Annotated in this window: 17 protein-coding genes and 1 pseudogene; 9 read left to right on the top strand and 9 right to left on the bottom strand. The window is 61.3% G+C overall.

Annotated features, from left to right (window positions below):
• Positions 1–6 precede the first annotated feature (6 nt).
• From ASG47_RS12650 to ASG47_RS12640, 3 genes are all read right to left on the bottom strand, one after another.
• Positions 7–900, bottom strand: a complete 894-nt coding sequence (locus tag ASG47_RS12650; RefSeq protein WP_061909536.1) for a carbohydrate ABC transporter permease — start codon at positions 898–900, stop codon at positions 7–9.
• Between the two features lie 65 nt (positions 901–965).
• Positions 966–2,255, bottom strand: coding sequence for an ABC transporter substrate-binding protein (locus ASG47_RS12645; protein WP_082511725.1), 1,290 nt, complete (start codon positions 2,253–2,255; stop codon positions 966–968).
• Positions 2,256–2,830: 575 nt separating this feature from the next.
• Positions 2,831–3,337, bottom strand: a complete 507-nt coding sequence (locus tag ASG47_RS12640) for a hypothetical protein (RefSeq protein WP_156464090.1) — start codon at positions 3,335–3,337, stop codon at positions 2,831–2,833.
• A 231-nt stretch (positions 3,338–3,568) separates the two neighbouring features.
• On the opposite strand from ASG47_RS12640, the gene ASG47_RS12635 reads away from it, so the two are divergent.
• The 3 genes from ASG47_RS12635 (at position 3,569) to ASG47_RS12625 (ending at position 6,079) form a co-directional block, all read left to right on the top strand.
• A complete protein-coding gene (locus tag ASG47_RS12635; protein WP_156464089.1) occupies positions 3,569–4,483 on the top strand; it encodes a lytic transglycosylase domain-containing protein in 915 nt (304 codons plus the stop codon).
• 105 nt (positions 4,484–4,588) lie between these two features.
• Positions 4,589–5,482 (top strand): SDR family oxidoreductase, encoded by an 894-nt coding sequence (locus ASG47_RS12630; RefSeq protein ID WP_061909527.1) that lies wholly within the window; start codon positions 4,589–4,591, stop codon positions 5,480–5,482.
• A gap of 108 nt (positions 5,483–5,590) precedes the next feature.
• Positions 5,591–6,079, top strand: coding sequence for an MgtC/SapB family protein (locus tag ASG47_RS12625; protein ID WP_061909525.1), 489 nt, complete (start codon positions 5,591–5,593; stop codon positions 6,077–6,079).
• 18 nt (positions 6,080–6,097) lie between these two features.
• Here the strand turns inward: ASG47_RS12625 and ASG47_RS12620 are convergent, their stop codons facing one another.
• Complete coding sequence (locus tag ASG47_RS12620; protein ID WP_061909523.1) at positions 6,098–7,312, bottom strand: multidrug effflux MFS transporter; 1,215 nt, start codon at positions 7,310–7,312, stop codon at positions 6,098–6,100.
• A 455-nt stretch (positions 7,313–7,767) separates the two neighbouring features.
• On the opposite strand from ASG47_RS12620, the gene argG reads away from it, so the two are divergent.
• Positions 7,768–9,105: an argininosuccinate synthase gene (gene argG / locus ASG47_RS12615; protein ID WP_061909521.1), complete on the top strand. Its 1,338-nt coding sequence runs from the start codon at positions 7,768–7,770 to the stop codon at positions 9,103–9,105.
• 77 nt (positions 9,106–9,182) lie between these two features.
• On the opposite strand, the pseudogene ASG47_RS21120 reads toward argG, so the two are convergent.
• Positions 9,183–9,275 (bottom strand): annotated as a pseudogene (locus tag ASG47_RS21120) (short-chain dehydrogenase/reductase); the annotation flags it as partial.
• A gap of 389 nt (positions 9,276–9,664) precedes the next feature.
• On the opposite strand from ASG47_RS21120, the gene ASG47_RS12610 reads away from it, so the two are divergent.
• Positions 9,665–10,723 (top strand): sensor histidine kinase, encoded by a 1,059-nt coding sequence (locus tag ASG47_RS12610; protein ID WP_061909519.1) that lies wholly within the window; start codon positions 9,665–9,667, stop codon positions 10,721–10,723.
• A gap of 3 nt (positions 10,724–10,726) precedes the next feature.
• Here ASG47_RS12610 and ASG47_RS12605 read toward each other — a convergent pair whose 3' ends face one another.
• Positions 10,727–11,347, bottom strand: coding sequence for a pyridoxamine 5'-phosphate oxidase family protein (locus ASG47_RS12605; RefSeq protein WP_061909517.1), 621 nt, complete (start codon positions 11,345–11,347; stop codon positions 10,727–10,729).
• Between the two features lie 155 nt (positions 11,348–11,502).
• Here ASG47_RS12605 and msrB point away from each other — a divergent pair, with 155 nt between their 5' ends.
• Positions 11,503–11,904, top strand: coding sequence for a peptide-methionine (R)-S-oxide reductase MsrB (gene msrB / locus ASG47_RS12600; protein ID WP_061909514.1), 402 nt, complete (start codon positions 11,503–11,505; stop codon positions 11,902–11,904).
• A 154-nt stretch (positions 11,905–12,058) separates the two neighbouring features.
• Here the strand turns inward: msrB and hrpB are convergent, their stop codons facing one another.
• On the bottom strand, positions 12,059–14,503 hold the full coding sequence (gene hrpB / locus ASG47_RS12595) for an ATP-dependent helicase HrpB (RefSeq protein WP_061909512.1): 2,445 nt from the start codon (positions 14,501–14,503) through the stop codon (positions 12,059–12,061).
• 126 nt (positions 14,504–14,629) lie between these two features.
• Here hrpB and ASG47_RS12590 point away from each other — a divergent pair, with 126 nt between their 5' ends.
• Positions 14,630–15,496, top strand: coding sequence for an aldose 1-epimerase family protein (locus ASG47_RS12590; RefSeq protein WP_061909510.1), 867 nt, complete (start codon positions 14,630–14,632; stop codon positions 15,494–15,496).
• Between the two features lie 142 nt (positions 15,497–15,638).
• On the opposite strand, the gene ASG47_RS12585 is transcribed toward ASG47_RS12590, so the two are convergent.
• Together ASG47_RS12585 and ASG47_RS12580 are read right to left on the bottom strand one after the other, a co-directional pair.
• Entirely contained in the window at positions 15,639–17,150 is a 1,512-nt protein-coding gene (locus ASG47_RS12585; RefSeq protein WP_061909508.1) for an ATP-binding protein, read from the bottom strand.
• Between the two features lie 82 nt (positions 17,151–17,232).
• Complete coding sequence (locus tag ASG47_RS12580) at positions 17,233–17,871, bottom strand: class I SAM-dependent methyltransferase (RefSeq protein WP_061909506.1); 639 nt, start codon at positions 17,869–17,871, stop codon at positions 17,233–17,235.
• An 86-nt stretch (positions 17,872–17,957) separates the two neighbouring features.
• Here ASG47_RS12580 and ASG47_RS12575 point away from each other — a divergent pair, with 86 nt between their 5' ends.
• The gene (locus ASG47_RS12575) at positions 17,958–18,866 is read left to right on the top strand and encodes a LysR family transcriptional regulator (RefSeq protein ID WP_061909504.1); all 909 of its coding nucleotides are present in this window, start codon (positions 17,958–17,960) and stop codon (positions 18,864–18,866) included.
• A gap of 127 nt (positions 18,867–18,993) precedes the next feature.
• Positions 18,994–19,668: a GntR family transcriptional regulator gene (locus ASG47_RS12570; protein ID WP_061909502.1), complete on the top strand. Its 675-nt coding sequence runs from the start codon at positions 18,994–18,996 to the stop codon at positions 19,666–19,668.
• The last annotated feature ends 34 nt before the right edge of the window (positions 19,669–19,702 follow it).

Raw genomic sequence — 19,702 nt, 5'->3', positions numbered from 1 at the left:
CACGGCTCAGCCTCGCTCGTTTTCATAGTGGACCCAGTATTTCGAGGTCCAGAAAGCAATGGCGGTGAAGGCGGCGATGATCAGCAGCAGCACCCAGGCGAGCGCCGAAGCATAGCCCATGCGGAGGAAACTGAACGCCTCGTTGTAGAGATAGACGGTGAAGAAGAGGAGGCTATCGAGTGGTGCGCCTGTTCCGCCCGAAATGATGAAGGCACCCGAAAAACTCTTGAAGGCCTCGATCATCTGGAGAACCAGATTGAAGAAGATCACGGGCGCGAGAAGCGGTACGGTGATCGCGAAAAATTTTCGCACCGGGCCCGCCGCGTCGATCTCGGCAGCCTCATAGAGATCCTGCGGAATGGCGCGGAGTCCGGCAAGGAAGATCAGCATGGGCGAGCCGAACTGCCAGATGGCGAGGACGATCAGCGTCCAGAGCGAATATTTGGGATCGGACAACCAATAGGGACCATCGCCGCCGAAAAGGCGCAGGATGGAATTGATGACGCCATCATAGTTGAACAATTGCCGCCAAAGGATCGCAACGGCGATGGAGCCTCCGAGAATGGATGGCAGATAGAACAGCGCGCGATACCAGCCAATGGCACGGATACCCTTGTCGAGTGCCATGGCCACGCCCAGCGCGAACATGAGCTTGAGCGGCACGGAGACGACAACGAAGGTGAACGTCACTTGCAGCGCCTTCCAGAAGCGCTGGTCCATCTGGAACATGTAGGCATAGTTATCGAGGCCGATCCATTGCGGCGGCCGGACGACATTGTACTTCGTAAAGCTGAGATAGAGCGAAGCCAGGATCGGTCCGATGGCGAGGAGGAAAAACCCGATCAGCCACGGCGAGAGAAATGCGTATCCGGCAAAATTGCGTTTGAGAAACTTGTGCATCCCGGCCTCATGAAGAAGAGAGAACCCGCCGCCCCCAGGGAGAGACGCGGCGGGTCTGGTCAGGCTCAGGCGCGTGCCAAAATCGCCTTGGCCTGATTGAGGAAGTCGGTTGCCACTTCGGGAATGCTGCGTTCGCCGAGAAGCACCGACACAGCCAGGCGCTCGAAGGTCTGCTCCACTTCGGCCGAACCACTTGGCGGCGGCGCGGTCAATGGCGCGGTCTTGCCCTGGATCTTGTCGAAGAACTCGACCGAGACCTTTTCGGCCGGCGAAAGATCGGGTTCGAGTGCGGCGCGCACCTCGGCATTGGAGGGGATGCCTCGCTCGAGGCCGAGGACCTTGGTCATGTCGAGATCGTTGACGAAGGCGCTCATATAAGCGGTGGCCGCCTCGGGATTGGCGCTGTTGCGGGTGAGGCAGACGAACTGGCTCGGCTGGATGACCGACCCCGGGATCATGTCTGGCGTGTTGGGATAGACCGCAGCCCCGAGTGCATCCTGCATCAGGCCCTGCACGCCGACGAGCTGATTGCTCCAGAGATAGGACATGGCCGACTTGCCCGTGACGACGCCGAGCTGGCTCAGTTCGGAGACGCCGGCGAGCGCTGCAGATTCCGGTCCCGGCGGGGTGCCGCCAGCATCGCGGATCGCCGCCCAAGTGCTCCAATATTCCTCGACGATTTCCTGGGTCGGGCCATAGGAGCCATCCTCGTTATAAAGGTTGGCGCCCTTTTGGACGGTGAAATCGGAGAAGTTCTGATAGTCGGCGGTATTGTCGTCGGTGCCGGCAACGCCGGTCCCGTCCTTGATCGCCTTGGCGACGTCTTTCAACTGATCATAGGTATAGGCGTAGGGGTCGAAAGTTTCGCCGATCTTGATCCCGGCCTCTTCGAAGAGGCGCGTATTGTACATGGCCATATGGGAGTTCGCGCCGATCGACAGCGCATAGAACTGACCGTCCACCGTACCGGCGTCGATAGCGCTCTGGTCCATTTTGGAGATATCGAGGCTCTTGCCGACATAGTCGTCGAGCGGCACGACGGCGCCATTGGCGATGTACTCGAATAGCACGCCATAGCCCTGCTGGATCACGTCCGGCATATTGCCGCCAGCGATCTGGGTGGTGAGCTTGGTGAAGTAATCGGCAAAGCCAAGGGTTTCACCGCTGACTTTCACACCAGGATTTTTGGAATTGTAGATATCGATCACCGCGAAAGTGCGCTTGTCGCGCTCAGGATTGCCCCACCAGAAATGGCGGACGGCGGTATCCTGCGCGAAAGCGAAACGCGGCATGGCCGAAAACGCCACGGCCGAGCCGGCCACGCCTAAAAACGTTCGTCTCGTGAATTTGCTCATCGTGTTCCTCCCTTGAGTATTCTTGGTTTCGGCCCTCGCGTGCGGTGTAGAGGGCAATCGATTTTTGAGTGACGTACCTCTTGCCTGCGCATTGGCTGCGCTGGTGGGGGTGTGATCAATGTCGATGGTGATGCGAGAGTGGGGCTGTTACAGACGCCATGCGTCGCAAGAGCTTTTCGGCTGTGCCGCCTGCACGTGAGACCATTCCATCCTCCCGCTGCCCCATTTGGGGTCCTGATGCGGCGCTGCTGGGAATGGGACGTCCCGCCAACCGCGACCGCACGGTTGAGTTCATTTTGCGGGCAACTCAGAAGGTCGATACGAACATCTATCCGTGGTTTAGACGGTCAGACAGAAGACGTACCGCGTAGCTCACGCTTTACCACATACCCTGGCTGGGCCCTTGGGCCCATGACGTGTCTCCGGCCGTTCCTGAGAGGTTAACCCCGCTCAGACAGCGGCAAGATTGCTTTAACTTCCATACAAGTCAAGGGCTGGCTGACTCGTTCAGGTCGCCGCGACATTGTTGGCCAGCTTATCGAGGGGCTGGTGTATGCTGTAGTGGCCGCGCCAGACTATTGCGCGCAGGCGGCGCCATCGGCAGCGGTGCTGCTTTCAAGGCAGGCGCATTGGGCTTCGAACACGGCCTCTTCGTCCTTGGTCAGTTTGCCACCGCGAAGAAGAAGTTCGAGCTGGGAGCGGCAAAGCTGGGCTTCGACCGAGGCTGGTTCAGCTTGACTGACCTTAACAATGAGCGCCGAAGTCTCGCAGCGATAGGGCAGGAAGGTGCTGGCTGCACCAAAGCTCATCATCTCGAAGGTGATGGCGTTGGCGATTTCCAGTTCCTGGTCCGATTGCGGGCAAATGCCAGCTTTGGCTGTGCAGCCATTGGCGATGAAATTCTCGTTCTGGGCGAGGAAGTTGTAATTGATGTTGTCCGAGCCATAGGTCTCGAGCGCCCGTGCCCAGGCTTCGCCAAAGCCCCGCCACTTCTCGGCAGGCCAGGAGTTGTCCTCGGCGGCAGAGGCGCCAGTGCATGCAAGGATGAGGGCGAGCGCCAAAAGGTTTTTTTGCAGTTTCAAAATCCACGACCGGTGTTTGCTGAGACCCTAAGGGCTGGTCTGGGCGAGAAAAAGTCGCGCACTGGTTTGACCCCAAGATTGTATTGGGGCTGGGTGTGCAGGCGAGGGGCAGCCAGGCCAGACGATAAACAGGTGTGGACGTCGCACGGAACAAGGGATGAGTTGATTGCGCTTATCATCGTCGGCACAGCAGCGACGCGCTTTTGTAGACGTCAATATTAGGGCATTACGGTGAAGTTTAGTTGGCACTTTTCAGCGGTTCTGCTGGCACTGGCTATGAGCCATGGGCATCTGCCGCCAAGCCTGGCTGAGGAGCCGGCCGGGCAGTCCTGCATCGTGGTGGGCGAGCAAGAGGTGTGCATTTCAGCCGAGCAATACCGTGAGGATGTCTGCGCGGCCATCGCGGTTTTTGCGACCCATTGGGGGCTGCCGCCAGATTATTTTGCGCGTCTCATCTGGCAGGAAAGCCGCTTCGATCCCGCTGCGATCAGTCTGGCGGGCGCAGAGGGTATCGCTCAGTTCATGCCCGCTACCGGGCGCCTCCGCGGCTTGGTCGATCCTTTCGACCCCGCCGAGGCGATGGCACGCTCCGCCGAATATCTCCGCTTCCTCGAACTCAAATTTGGAAATCTTGGATTGGCAGCCGCGGCCTATAATGGTGGCGAGGGGAGGATCACCCGCTACATCGCCAATGGCGGTGGTTCGCTTCCGGTGGAAACGCGGGCCTATGTGATGATTGTCACGGGCCGTGCGGTCGACGCTTGGCTCGGAGGCAATGTCGGCGAGGTGGATTATACGCTTGATCAGGACACCGATTTCCAATCGGCCTGCATCAACATGGCTCAATCGGTTCGGAGTCCCGATCTCACTGTGCGACCGGCAGAGTGGCAGCCTTGGGGCGTGCTCATCGCCCAGAGCGCGTCGGCGGATCAGGCGCAAACCCGATTTGCGGCGGCGCAGGCTGAGTTTGCGACCGAACTATCCGATGAGAAGTTGATGTTGATCACGGTGCGAAATCCCCGGTTTGGGAACCGCACGCGCTTTTCGGCCATGGTCGGCCGCCAGACCCGCCAAGATGCGCAGGATCTATGCAATCGCCTGACCGCCGCGGGCGGAAATTGCATCGTCCAGAAAAACGAAGTCTGAGCGCGAAGGGGAAGAGCGTTTCGGTCTCGGCGATTGTGTTCAGGATCACACGGGCGGAACTCACACACTCTCAATTCATTCGTCATGGCAAAACAGGAGAGAGCCATGACCGACCGTCTCGAGATGCAGGACCCGCGCAGCCAATATCCACAGCCACCCTTTCCGCAACAGCCACAGGCCGCGCCAGGCGTTGCGCAGAAGATGGATCCGAAGCCCGATCATGGGGAAACGAGCTACGAGGGTTCGGGCAAGCTCAAGGGTCGAAAAGCACTGATCACCGGCGGGGATTCCGGCATTGGGCGGGCGGCCGCCATTGCCTATGCGCGGGAGGGTGCTGACGTCGCGATCGGCTATCTGCCCAGCGAAGAAGCCGACGCCAAGGAAGTCATTGCCTTGATCGAAGCTGAAGGCCGAAAGGCGATTTCGTTGCCAGGTGACATCAAGGACGAAAGCTGGTGTCAGGCTATGGTGCAGCAGGCGGTCGAGGGCCTGGGAGGCCTCGATATTCTCGTCATCAATGCAGCGCGCCAGCAATATCGTGAGAGTATCGCGGAGCTGAGCTCAGATGATTTCGACCAGACGATGAAAACCAATCTCTATGCGCTGCACTGGACGGCCAAGGCAGCGACGCCACACCTGCCGCCGGGTGCTGCCGTGATCACTACGGCGTCGATCCAGGCCTATGACCCTTCGGCAATTCTGCTCGACTATGCCACGACGAAGGCCGGCATCGTCGCCTATACCAAGGCCCTGTCGCAGCAGCTCATAAAGAGGGGTGTTCGCGCCAATGTCGTGGCGCCGGGACCGTTCTGGACGGTCTTGCAGCCGAGCGGCGGCCAGCCCTCCGAAAAGGTCGAAAAATTTGGTGAGCAAACCGACTTCGGTCGCCCTGGTCAGCCGGTCGAACTCGCGCCCATCTATGTTCTTCTTGCGAGCCAGGAAGGCAGCTACCTCAATGGCGAGGTTTTTGGCGCTGTCGGCGGTGGCGGCGTCGCCTGATTTCAGATCCATCCGTTTGGGGCCGCTGCTCGATGAGCAGTGGCCTTTTGGCGCTGCATGAGCTTTGCTCTGCCTGATGCTTCCTAACCAAAACCATAGGACATAACTTTGATAGACCAAATCTGGTCAACAGTTGTCAGCGAATTCTCGGATGTTCCGGACGTCTCCACTCTCACTCGCATCACGATGCGTCTGTTGATCGCCGCAATTCTGGGCGGTATTTTGGGGTATGAGCGGGAGCGGAAGGGCAGAAGTGCCGGCGTCAGAACGCATATGCTGGTCGCCGTTGGCGCGGCACTGTTTGTCATCGGGCCAACGCAAAGCGGCATGCCGATCGAGGATATGTCACGCGTCCTCCAGGGGATCGTACAGGGTATCGGCTTTCTCGGCGCGGGCGCGATTATCGTGCGGGCGACTAAAAATCAGATCGAAGGTCTAACGACCGCCGCCAATATCTGGGCAACTGCGGGCATCGGCGTCATCGCCGGGCTAGGGCTCGAAGCCACGGCGGTGCTCTCGGCATTGATCATGCTGATCATTCTCGCCGTAGTGCCCAAGATCCTGCCGAGTAACTCGGCCCGCACCGACGACAAGTGAACGCCATTCGCGAATGATCTACGGACCGTTGCGGTGTGCATCAGGTCGTTTGGGCGTGTTCATTTCGAAATGGCGAGCAAACAGGGCTGCGCCCAGGGCGATAACCGCCGAGGCCAGCATCATCAAAAGCAGGCCGGCCCGAGCATTGTCTTCAGTCAGAACGGCACCTGCGATCGCTGCCATAGCGGAGGCACCGGCCACGGTGATTGCGCCGGCGAGACCGGCTGCACTTCCTGTTTGGGTTGCGCGAACCGAAATTGCTGCAGCATTTGCACTGGGCTGCGTAAGTCCGTTCGATACGCCGACGAAAAGGCATGGCCCGAACAGTGTCATCACATTATCGATGCCAGAAAAATAAAGCGCGATGCCAAACGTGAGCCCGACACACGCCACACTTCTCCCTGCAATCAGCAATTTGGCCTGCGGAAATTTGCCCGCCAACCGTCCGGCCAGAAAACTGCCGAGCATGAAGCCGCCAGTAATTGAGCCCATGTAGAGGCCTAAAACGACAGGTGACAAATTGAAGGCGGAAGCGGCGATTGGGGCGCCAGCGAGGAACACATAAAAAGTCCCAACTGAGAAAGCCATGCATAGGCAATACGCAATAAAGCGCCTGGACCCCAGCAGTGCGGGGTAGGACTTATATTGTGCCAGCATCGTTTGAGAACGTGACCGGTTTGTTTCGAATAGGTCGACCCAGCACAAAGCTAGGACCGCACACCCAAGGAGCGCTAGGGCGTAGAAAGTAGCCCTCCAGCCAAACAGCTGATCGATGATCCCGCCTACCGTGGGTCCGAGCATGGGTGCTATCGCCCAAGCCATGGCGATATACGCAAACTTACTTGCGGCCTGTTCCCGGCTGGTCGTGTCACGAACTGCCGCAAGTGACACCCCATAGGTTGGGGCGATCACTGCCTGCGCCATGCGGCAAGCGAGGAAAGTCCAGATATCCTGCGCTAAGGCGCTCCCGATTGTCGCGGCGATAAATACCCCTAGAGCACCGAGGATCACTGGCCGACGACCAAACCTGTCCGATAGCGGGCCGAGAACCAACTGAAGGGACGCTGATACAATTGCATAGGCCGCCAGCGAAAACCCAATCAGTCCATAATGGACGCCAAAGTCGGCCGCCATTTGGGGAAGAGATGGAAGAAAGACATTGAGCGGCAAGATGGCAAGTGCCGACAAGACGATCAATGTCGAGAGGCGAGGAGAAGCTGATGAATCCGGCATAAGCGGAGCCCGTTGCTGATGTGAAAAGCGAGGCAATAAAAAAGCCCCTCTGAGGGGCTGATTTTTCCGCGCATGGGGTGCTGTCGCCTGGCAGCTATACTGCCGTGCCCATGCGCGCGATTACTACGACCAGGCCGTTTCTCATCAACATGGAGCAATTGTTACGGCGTGTAGCAATGCGCGTCAATTCAACGTTTATGCGCAAGCCCTGAGAGTATCGCCGCGACAACCAGCGAACGACTCCAAGGAGCAGGTTGTGGACCCGCGGCTTTTTGCACCAGGTAGGCCTATCTGCGATCGGGTTTGGCTTACGGATCGCCAAAAAATTGAGATGGGATGGTGGAAGCTAAACACCATTGTCAGCCGATCGGACGCTAGCTGGAGCAGGCGAAATTTGCTACTCGCGCAGGTATCGAAGCGCTGCGTCGCCATCTAGATTTCACCGGAGAAGACAAATGAGCACAATTCTGAAGAGCCTGCCCAAGGGCGATAAGGTCGGCATCGCCTTTTCGGGTGGTCTCGACACGAGTGCAGCTCTGCTCTGGATGAAGCTCAATGGCGCCAAGGTTTATGCCTATACCGCCAATCTCGGCCAGCCCGACGAGGCGGACTATGACGAGATCCCGCGCAAGGCCATGGATTTCGGTGCCGAGAATGCGCGTCTCGTCGATTGCCGCACGCAATTGGTTCATGAAGGCATTGCAGCGATCCAGGCAGGCGCCTTCCATGTCTCGACCGGCGGGCTGACCTATTTCAACACCACCCCGCTTGGTCGCGCTGTCACCGGCACAATGCTGGTCTCGGCGATGAAGGAAGACGGGGTCAATATCTGGGGTGATGGTTCGACCTTCAAAGGCAACGACATCGAGCGGTTCTACCGCTATGGCCTCCTCACGAACCCAAACCTGCGCATCTACAAGCCCTGGCTTGACCAGGAATTCATCGACGAGCTGGGCGGCCGGTCGGAAATGTCGGCGTTCCTGACGTCGAACGGTTTCGCCTACAAGATGAGCGCCGAAAAGGCCTATTCGACCGACAGCAATATTCTCGGCGCGACGCATGAAGCGAAGGACCTCGAGAGCCTCGATAGCGGGATCAAGATCGTCAGCCCGATCATGGGCGTGCCGTTCTGGCGCGACGATTGTGCGGTGAAGGCGGAAAAAGTCGTCGTCCGTTTCGTTGAAGGCCAGCCGGTGGCGCTCAATGGCCAGACGTTTACCGACCCTGTGGCCCTGCTGCTCGAAGCCAATGCCATCGGTGGCCGCCATGGCCTTGGCATGAGCGACCAGATCGAGAACCGCATCATCGAAGCCAAGAGCCGCGGCATCTATGAGGCGCCGGGCATGGCGTTGCTGCACATCGCTTATGAGCGTCTCGTAACCGGTATCCATAACGAGGACACCATCGAGCAATACCGGATCAACGGGTTGCGCCTCGGGCGTTTGCTCTACCAGGGCCGCTGGTTCGACTCGCAGGCCCTGATGCTGCGTGAGACCGCCCAGCGCTGGGTGGCCAATGCCATTACTGGCGAAGTGACGCTCGAACTGCGCCGCGGCAATGACTATTCTCTACTCAACACCGACAGCCCCAACCTCACCTATGCTCCAGAGCGGTTGAGCATGGAAAAGGTTGAGGATGCACCATTCTCCCCTGCAGATCGTATCGGCCAGCTCACCATGCGCAATCTCGACATTGCCGACACGCGGGCAAAACTGGACCTCTACTCCAAGACCGGCCTGATCTCGATTGGCGAAGGCGACGATATGTTCCGCCTGGAGAGCAGCAAGGACTGAAGCAGCGGAAGCCAATTCCCTCTTGGATCAAGTTTGCTCCCTGGCGCAGCGATAGCCTGCGCCAGGGACTTTTTTTGCTAGTAACCCAAAGCGACGGCGTCTGCGCCCGCGGGCATGCACATGGGTGCAGACGGATCGGTCGCGGCGCGCCAAACTGCCTCGACGACATTCGAAGACAGCGGCGCGATATGCTTTCCTGGCCGCGCGCGCGGCCGCGATCAGGAGTTTTAAGGGCATACAGCCAACATTCGCGCACACCACAGCGCCACAGATTTCGACGTTGAGGTGGCTGCCTTCCTGGGTGGCGAGGCGCACATAGATCAACCCAGTTTGACGGGCGGCCTCAGTCGGCCGAAACAGTCTAAGTGCTGAACTTTCCGGTCTTTTCGGATGGCTGGCCGCCGCCATCGTGCTCTCCTTGCAGCCATGACCAGTGAACACCCAGGTCAATCTCGAGGAGGACGGATCCGCTTCGAGCTCAAACACGCCAAAGGCGGGATTGTGGAACCAAGTGTCAAAGTTCAGACTTCATGTGTGTTGGCCTAACAGGACGAATCTCTTGAACGACATCAACGCGCAGGGCGCAGTCGACAAATTGCTCGACGCGCCTGACCTTGCGGATGCGCTCGGCAGCGACCGATTCCGCCATTTTCTCGATCACCTGCCGCTTGGCGTCGCCATCTCCGCATTGCAGCCCAACGAGCGAATTACCTATTTCAATGAAACGTTCGGCGCGCTGGTCGGGGTTGACGAGTCAATTCTTGGTAAGGAATGGGAAAGCCTGCCTGATTGCGCTCAGGCCGACGGCAGCAACGTCATGCTGTCAAAGATGGCAGTTTCGGGCGAAGACCATATTGGTGGGTTTCATTGCCGCAACGGCCACCATATCGAAGCCTGGACAAGCGTGATCGAAGACGATGATGGGACGAAGCGCTTTCGTCTTCTTGCCGTCGCGCCATTGCCTGGACGTACGGACGATCTCCTCAGCCAATTGCAGGAAAAGGACACGCTGCTGCGCGAGCTGCAGCACCGGGTCAAGAACAACCTGCAGATGATCACGGCACTTATCCGCCTCGAAGCGCGGCAGCTGCCAGATGACCATGGCGAGGCATTTCAGCGTTTGGCCGGACGGATAAATTCGCTCTCGCTGCTCTACACCGCGCTTTACGAGGAAAATACCGACGAGGGCATCGATCTCGGTGCCTATCTCAGCCAGGTGGCATCCGCCGTCATGGCGGCGCAGGCCTCGGAGGGCATTCGCCTCAATCTGCAGGTCGATAGCTGGCCTTGCTCGATCAATGTGGCAATGCCGACCGGGCTTGTCGTCAACGAGCTTATGACCAACGCACTCAAGCACGCCTTTCCCGAAGGCCGCGGCGGGACGATCAAGGTGCATGCGCTGGTCGATGAGACCGGCTGCAAGGTGATCGTGGCCGATGATGGCGTGGGTTTGCCAGATGGGGCAACTTGGCCCAAGGATGGTAAGCTCAGTGCGCTGATCGTCCATACGCTCAAGGAAAATGCCGGGGCACGCCTCGATGTACGCTCGCGGCCCGATGAAGGTGTCACCGTGACGATTTTCTTCGCGAGGCGCCGGGCGGAGCCGGAAGCTGGGTGACGCTTACCACATGGTGGCTTTGGCGCGCTCGGGCCAGGCTTTGTCGTAGCTCTCCCCGCCCACTTCGTTTTTCGTCATGCCGGCGAGGATTTCGCCGGGAGTGGGGAGCGTTGTCGGGTCGATGTGGCGCGCCGGGTTCCAGAGTTCGGAGCGGATGATGGCGCGGGCGCACTGGAAGTAGAGTTCTTCGATTTTGAGGACGATGACGGTCCGCGGGGCTTTTTCGTCGACGGCAAAGCTTTCGAGGAGGTCCGGGTCGATCGAGAGATGCGCTTGGCCATTGACGCGCATTGTGGTGCCGGAGCCGGGGAGAAGAAACAGAAAGGCGCAGCGCGGATCGCGGACGATGTTGCGGAGGGAATCGATGCGGTTGTTGCCGCGCCGGTCGGGCATCATCAGGGTCTTGTCATCGGCAATACGGACGAAGCCGGCTTTGTCGCCGCGGGGCGAGCAATCGATCCCCTCGGGGCCGACGGTGGCGAGCGCTGCAAAGGGGCTCGCTTCGATCAGGCGCCTGTAATCAGGGGTCATCGTGTGAGCGACCTTGACGGTCGAGGCGGCGGCAGGGGCGGGCTGATAGAGCGCTTCGAGGGCGGCAATGTCCCTCACGATATGGTCGGACACGAAAACCTCAGGACGAAGACCTGCCGCCGGAAAGGTAGATGAGCGGGCGGCAATGCGGGGTTGGTCAGCGCGATGTGATGGATCGCAATGCTGGCGGATGGACGTAACTAATCCTATATCTGCAGCAAATGACAGTGCGACAAAGGAGTGATGCCATGGATGCCCATGCCTTCCCGGTGACCCGGACCGATGCGGAATGGAAAGAGCGCCTGACGCCCGAGCAGTACTATATCATGCGCCAGCACGGCACCGAACGGCCCGGCAGTTGCGCGCTGCTGCACGAAGAGCGCGAGGGGACTTTTTCCTGCGCCGGCTGCGATACGCCGCTGTTTGGTTCGACGCTGAAATTTGAAAGCGGCACGGGCTGGCCGAGCTTCAATGACCCGCTGCCGGGATCGGTTGAAAGCACGATCGACCGCAGCCACGGCATGGTGCGCGAGGAAGTGCACTGCGCGACCTGCGGCAGCCATCTGGGGCATGTGTTCCCCGATGGTCCGCCCCCCACCGGGCGACGCTATTGCATCAATGGCGTGGCGCTGAATTTTACGCCGGCTTGAACGAACAGAACCCGCGGTGCGAGCCGCGGGTTTTTTGTTGCGATTTTTGAGCATGTCGTCACTACCGGGCTTGTCCCGGTGGTCCCTGCGGAGGCGGGATGGATTGCCCGGACGAGCCGGGCAATGACGAAGGAGGCGGTTGGCGGTGAGCCAGTCACGTCCCGCGTGGTTTCGCGCGGCTCGTTGCAGGCGCTGCGATCGGGTCTTCGGGCCAGGGGTGGCGGGGGTAGCGGCCCTTCAAATCCTTGGCGACGTCTTTCCAGCTGCCGCGCCAGAAGCCGGGGAGGTCGCGGGTCGTCTGGATCGGGCGATGGGCGGGGGAGAGGAGCACCAGCAAGAGCGGTATGCGGCCATTGGCGATGCTGGGGTGGCGGTCGAGGCCGAACAGTTCCTGGACGCGGATTTCGAGGGCCGGGCCGTTTTCGGACGCGTAATCGATGGGGAGGTGACTGCCCGAGGGCGCGGAAAAGTGGCTGGGCAGAAGCTTTTCGATCTCTTGTTTTTTGGCCCAGGGCAAGAGGCCGTCGAGCGCTTGGCCGAGATGGTCGGCGGAGATGGCGCTGAGTTTTGTTTCGCCGAGGATATGGGGGGTGAGCCAGGCCGGGTCACTGGCCAGGGCTGCATCGGATAGATCGGGCCACTCATCGCCAAGGGTCTGTCTCAAAAAGCTGGCGCGGGCGCGGAGGGCTTTTTGGTCCTTGGTCCAGGGCAAGGTGTCAGGCCGTTTGACGGCGGCCTCGGCGAGGAGGGTGGCGGCTTTTTCGAGATCGGTGACGGGCGCGGGTTCGTCGGCGAGGCGCAGGGCATCGAGGCGGCGCTGGCGGCGGGCGCGGACCGCGCCGGAGGCGGGGTCGAAGGTGAGCGTCGTTTCACTCGTGATGTGATGACCGAAGAGCGCGTCGAGATCGGCGGGGTCGAGCGCAGCGGCGGAGCGGATGCGGCCTTGGGTGGCGCTGCCGGTGACGTCGGCGACGACGAGGAAGGGCGCGCCGGCGAGGGCGTGGGTTTCATCGAGCTGCGCCTGGCGGCCATTGGCGAGGCGGAAGCGGCCGCGGGGACCGGCGGGCTGGGCGACGCGATCGGGGAAAGCGCGGGCGAGGTGATGGCCGGGGTCGCGCGGCTCGTCATTCCGTCCACCCGCGAGCTTGGCCCAGCGCGATGCAAGGGTGCGGGCATCGTCGGCGCGGCGGGAGCGATCGGTGCGGAAGCGGTCGAGACGGCGGGCGAGGTCGGTGTCTTCGCCGCCCAGGCCGCGCTCGCTGATCAGCACGGCGAGTTCAGCTGCGGTTTTCGCGTCGCCATCTTCCGCGCCAGCAACGACCATATGGGCGAGGCGCGGATGGAGCGGCAGTTTAGCGAGGGCTTTGCCAGCGGGGGGCAGACGGCCATCTATATCGATGGCATCGAGCCGGGTGAGAAGGGCCTTGGCTTCCTTCCAGGCGGGCGGGGGCGGTGCATCGAGAAAGGCGAGCGTGGCGGGATCGGCGACGCCCCAGGCCGCGAGATCGAGCACGAGGCTTGAGAGGTCGGCGGCGAGGATTTCGGGCGTGTCGAAGGCTTCTAGGGCCGAAGTTTGGCCTTCGTTCCAGAGGCGGATGGCAATGCCCGGCGCGGTACGGCCGGCACGACCGCGCCGCTGATCGGCGGCGGCACGGGAGACGCGCTGGGTGGCAAGGGTCGTGAGGCCTGTCGCCGGTTCATAGACAGGCACGCGGCGGAAGCCGGCATCGATAACGATGCGCACGCCTTCGATAGTGAGGGAGGTTTCGGCGATCGAGGTGGCGAGGACGACCTTGCGGCGGCCTGCCGGAGCAGGCTGGATGGCGGCGTCCTGCTCGGCCGGCGTCAACTGGCCGTAAAGCGGTGCGAGGTCGGTGTCTTGCGGCAGGCGGCCGGCGAGGCGCTCGGCGGTGCGGGTGATTTCGCCTTGGCCCGGCAGGAAAACGAGTACCGAGCCCTCATGCTCGCGAAGGGCGCGGAGCACGGATTTAGTGACTTGGTCTTCGAGCCGCTCCAATGGATCGGGCTCGGCATAGATGGTTTCGACGGGAAAGGTCCGGCCGGGGCTATCGATGACCGGGGCGCCATCAAGGAGTGCGGCGACGCGGGCGCCATCGATGGTGGCGGACATGACGAGGAGCCTTAGATCGGGGCGGAGGGCACGGGCGTCGAGCGCCAAAGCAAGGCCAAGATCGGCATCGAGGCTGCGCTCGTGGAATTCGTCGAAGATGACGGCGGCCGTGCCGCTCAGTTCCGGATCGTCCTGCAGCATGCGGGTAAAGACGCCCTCGGTGACGACCTCGATGCGGGTTTTGGCCGAGATTTTGGATTCCATGCGAACGCGATAGCCGACCGTGTCCCCGACAGTTTCGCCGAGAAGTTTTGCCATCTGGCGGGCGGCGGCGCGGGCGGCGAGGCGGCGGGGTTCGAGGACGATGATGCGGCCATCGCCGCGCCAGGGTGCATCGAGGAGCGCCAATGGCACGCGTGTCGTCTTGCCGGCGCCGGGCTGGGCGACGAGCACGGCGCTGGTTCCGTTGGCGAGGGCATCGGCCAAGGCGGGCAGGGCAGCATCGATGGGCAGCGGCGGCAAGATCATGAGCGGTCCTTTACCCGCTGCTTACTCGGCCCCTGCTAATCACTCAAGATATCGCTCTACAGTGGTTTCCTCGATCCTCTTCGCAGGCTAGGATCCGCTGCCCAATCCAAAGCTTCCGGAGGACGCATGCAACTCACTCGAATCAGCAATAGTGAGCTGACCGTTGACGTGGCCGCGCTCGGCGCGGAGATGCAGTCGCTCTCGACCCATGATGGGCGAAATTGGCTCTGGAGCGGGGACGCGACCTATTGGACCGGCCGTTCGCCGATCCTCTTTCCGATGGTCGGGCGCGCACCGATGGATGTGATCAGCGTTGGCGACAAGCGCTATCAGATGGGCCAGCATGGCTTTGCACGACGCAGCGCCTTTACGCTCATCGAAGAATGGCGCGAGCACTGCACCTATCGGCTGGAAGCCTCCGAAGCGACCAAGGCCATGTTCCCATTTGATTTCCGGCTCGATGTCGAGCACCGGCTCGAGGGGCGCGCTGTGATCGTCACCGCGACCGTGACCAATCTTGACAAGACGGTCATGCCCTATGGCGTCGGGTTTCACCCCGCCTTTGCCTGGCCGCTGCCGGGTGCCGAAGGCAAGGGGCATACGGTGACGCTTGATAATGGCGGCGAACCCTCGCTGTTTCAGCTTTCCGGCGGCCTCGTTAATCGCGAGCCACAGACCTCGCCGTTCAAGGCCGGGACGCTGGCGCTCGATGATGCTGATTTTTCAAAGGATGCGCTGCTGTTTCCAGATGGGGCCGGCGCTGGTTTGACCTATGGCGCCCCCGGCGGCCCGGCGGTGCGGATGTCCTGGGAAAACCTCCCGAACTTTGCGCTCTGGACCAAGCCGGGGGCTGGGTTCATTTGCCTTGAGCCGTGGCATGGAACTGCGGCTGAGGTTGGCGGCAGTGACGAATTGGAAAAACGGCCGTTTACCGCGCTGCTCGGGCCAGGGGCAGAGGCGAAGTACTCGTTCCGGGCGGAGTTGGTGGGGTAGGCTGGTCGAGGGAAGTCAGCCCAACCTGGATGTCATCCCGGACCTGAGCCGGGATCCATCTTAAGATGTCAGGATGGGCCCCGGCTTTCGCCGGGGTGACAGCAGGTGGACTGGGCGGCCGAGGTGACGGAGGCTTAAGAGCCTATTCCGCCGCGCCGCGTTCGTCTTCCAACATATCCGGACCTGCCGGATCGCCGGGGGCTGTTTCGGCGCCGAGGTCGGGGAAGGCGGCGATGCGCTGGTTGCGGAAGTCGGTGCGGATGACGATGAGGCCGCGCTCTTCGAACCAGGTGAGAAGGCGCCGGGCGCGGCTGGTCGAATGCGTGCCGTAGAGCCGGGCGATGGTCGCGTCGGACGGGCAGGGCGCGCCGGTGAGCGCCGCTTGGGCGACGACTAGGAAAACACCTTGCACGTCATCGGTGAGCGTTTCGGACAGTGACAGAGCCTGCTGCCAGCCGTCGGACGACGCGGTCGCTTCATCGGGCGAAACGCGCGCGACGGCGAGAAGGCGCTTGAAGGCGGGCAGGGCTGGCGGCTCGCCCGGCACGCGGCGAATGCGACAGCGGACCAAGAAATCCTGATAAAGCTGGGCCGTGTTGCGGAAACCGGCATCGGGATCGCTCATCAGTTCGGTCATCACCGTCTTGATGGTTTCCTCGCGTTCGGCCTCGTCGATCTCGGGGAAAAGCGTCGTCGGCTCCGGCTCGCGTTCAGCGCGGGCGCGGGCCACCTGAGCGAGGAGATCGTTGGTCGAGGGCGGTGGCGGTGGAGGCGGGCGACGCACGACGGGGCGGGCCAGCTCGTCCGGATCCATGGTGAAAATCAGATCGGCAGCATCGACCGGCGCTTCGGGGAGCGGGGTCAGTTTTGGGCTCGTCGAGCGGGCCGAGGTTTCGACGGGTCCGATGATCACCGGCAGGGGGCGACGTGAAATCGCGGGTCCCAGAGCGACGAAATGGCCGCGGGCGAGATCGCGGAATTGCTCGGCCTGGCGACGGTCCATGCCGAGGAGATCGGCGGCGCGGGCCATGTCGATATCGAGGAATGTCCGGCCCATGAGGAAATTGGAGGCTTCGGCGGCGACGTTCTTGGCGAGCTTGGCGAGGCGCTGGGTGGCGATGACGCCGGCCAGGCCGCGCTTGCGGCCGCGGCACATGAGATTGGTCATGGCGCCGAGCGAGACTTTGCGCGCTTCGTCGGACACTTCGCCGGCAGCGGCGGGGGCAAAGAGCTGGGCTTCGTCGACGACGACTAGGACCGGATACCAGTAATCGCGATCGGCATCGAACATGCCGCCGAGAAAGGCGGCGGCGGCGCGCATCTGCTGCTCGGCATCGAGCCCTTCGAGATTGACGACGACCGAGACGCGATGCTGGCGCACGCGATTGGCGATGCGCGTCAATTCGGCTTCGCTACGCGTCGCATCGACAACGAGATGGCCGAACTTATCGGCGAGGGTGACGAAATCACCCTCGGGATCGATGATGCATTGCTGCACCCAAGGCGCGGACTGTTCAAGGAGGCGGCGCAAAAGGTGGGATTTGCCGGACCCGGAATTGCCCTGGACCAGAAGACGGGTGGCCAGCAATTCCTCAAGATCCATCTGGGCAGTGCCGGCACCCCGGGCCTCGCCCATATCGATAGCAACCTGCATCACAACTCCCGCACACGCGAAAACAGAGTTTAGCACGTTCGGTCGCCGATTCGGCAAAGTGGCCGTTCAATTCACAGGTGGTTTATGCCAAGTGTGCCGGCTTGCGAGCGATGACGAAGAGCGCGGCCTTCCTGGTTGGCTGCCACTGATGCTCCGCGATGAAGCCAGGTTGAGTGATGGCATCAAGCAACTGGCGTGAACTCATCGCATCGAGATAGGGCAGAAAACTCAGATTGAGCCGGTTTGCCAGAGGGGCGACAAGGCCAAGAGCGGGCACCATCTCGCGAATGCAGGCCGTGCTCGAGACGAAATAGCCGCCGGGCTTGAGCGCGGCGAAAACCTTGGCGATCGCCGCACCCTTATTGGGCAGGAGATGTATTACGGAGAGGGCGAGCACCATGTCGAGGCTCTGGGGCTTCAGGTCCACGGTTTCAATGGCGCACTGTTCGAAGCTGACATTGGTAATGCCGGCGGCACGCGCCTTATTCTCGGCGATCTCGATCATCTGGGCAGAAAAATCCACGGCGCGGATATAGCGCACGTGGGGGGCGTGGAGCAGTGCCGTCGAGCCGGTCCCGCAGCCGAATTCGAACAGCTCCATGTCGGGTCGCAGCAGCGTCCGCGTAGCGGCAACTTTCGTCTGATAGGCAGCTTCGTCGGCAATGGGTGAGGCCGCATACCGTTCGGCGGTTCGATCCCAGAAAACAGCTGATGCGGGCATGGTCCTGCTCCTTGATGCAAGATCATTAGCCTCCAAAAGTGAGGAACAAAATTGCAGAAATAGGCAGTATTAGTATACATAAATGTATGGATTATCGCGCCGATATCGACTGGAATCAGATGCGTGCCCTGCTCGCGACGGTCGAGGCCGGGTCGCTTTCGGCAGCCGCGCGCAAACTTGGCCTAACCCAGCCCACGCTTGGACGGCAGGTCGCCGCGCTTGAAAAGTCGCTCGGTGTTACGCTGTTCGAGCGGGCAGGGCGCAACCTGATCTTGACGCAGGCTGGGCGCGAACTGATCGGGCCACTGCAGCGCATGGGAGAAGCGTCGGCCGCAGTGGCGCTTGTCGCGTCCCGGCAGTCGCAGGCGGTGGAAGGGCTGGTGCGGATCACGACGAGCGACGTCTATGCGCAGTTCGTCCTGCCCCCCGTGCTGGAGAAAATCAGGCGCGTGGCGCCGGGGCTCGTCATCGATGTTCTGGCGTCCAATGAGGTGGAAGATCTCATCCGCCGGCGGGCCGATATTGCTATTCGCCATGTCCCGCTCAGCGAACCGGAGGTAATCGCACGGCGCCTTCCTGATGCGATGGCGCGAATTTATGGAGCCGAACAATCTGTGACGGGACTTGCCCAGCCAGTCGGTGCAGAAACCTTGAGCGAAGCCGAGTTTATCGGCTTCAGCGAAAGCATCCCGGTGCTGATGGCTGAGTTGCGGCGACACGGTATCAATGTTTCCGAGGCGAATTTTCCGCTGATGACCAATAGCGGCATCGTCGCCTGGGATTGGGTGCGTCGCGGACTGGGGCTCGGAGTCATGATGGAAACGGTCGCCCGCATGACCCCTGGCGTCGTCGATGCCTGGCCCGACTTTGCCGGTGTGCCGGTGCCGACTTGGCTCGCGACGCACCGGGAATTGCGCACGGCGAGGCGCATCCGCGTCGTGTTTGACGCTTTGGCCGACGTCCTCGGCCAGTGGCATCATCCACCACCGAATTGACAAGCGCCCAGAATTGCCCGCCTTGTATGGAAGCTGTCAGGCTCCAAAAAACTGTGGACGGCGACGCGGACATGGAGCCAATGGCTCCTTTACGGCCCATGGTCGAAAAAGAAGGAAACGTTGAGCCATGGCAGCTTTGTTGGAGCATACCCAGGAAACCATCGCCATGCGCGTCGTCGATGCACTACGCGACGACATCATCACCATGTCGCTCAAGCCGGGCGATGTGATTTCAGAGAGCGATATCGCAGCGCGCTATGGCGTTTCGCGGCAGCCAGTGCGCGAGGCATTCATTCGATTGGCGCAGCAGGGATTGTTGCTGATCCGGCCCAAGCGCGCGACGGTGGTGAAAAAGATTTCGCCCGATGGCGTGCGGCAATCGCGCTTTATCCGCGAGAGCATCGAGGTCGAGATCATTCGCCGGGTGGCGGGCCAGCCGACGGACGACGCGGCCGATGTGCTGACGACGCTGATTGCTGACCAGGAAGCGGCCTCGGCGGCCAATGATTCGAGGCGTTTTCATACGCTCGACGAGCTTTTTCATCGCACGCTGGCGCGGCTGGCGGGTGTCGAATATGCGTGGCAGTTGATCGACGATCACAAGATGCAGCTCGATCGCGTGCGCTATCTGACGCTCGGCGTCTCTTCGACGCAGAGGGCGATTGCCGAGCACAAGGAGATCGCCCAGGCGGTGGCCAAGGCCGATCCGGCGGCGGCGGAACTGGCGATGCGGGCGCATCTGGCGCGGGCCGAACTGCTGCTCAACCAGACGATCAACGATTTTCCGGACTTTTTCGAATAGGCTGGATCAACCGGCGCTTTGCGTCCGTTGCTAT

Source organism: Devosia sp. Leaf420 (assembly GCF_001425445.1).
In the GTDB taxonomy this organism is placed as follows: domain Bacteria; phylum Pseudomonadota; class Alphaproteobacteria; order Rhizobiales; family Devosiaceae; genus Devosia.
The sequence above is the reverse complement of the archived record's forward strand: the minus strand, read 5'-3'. Positions and strand labels throughout refer to the sequence as shown.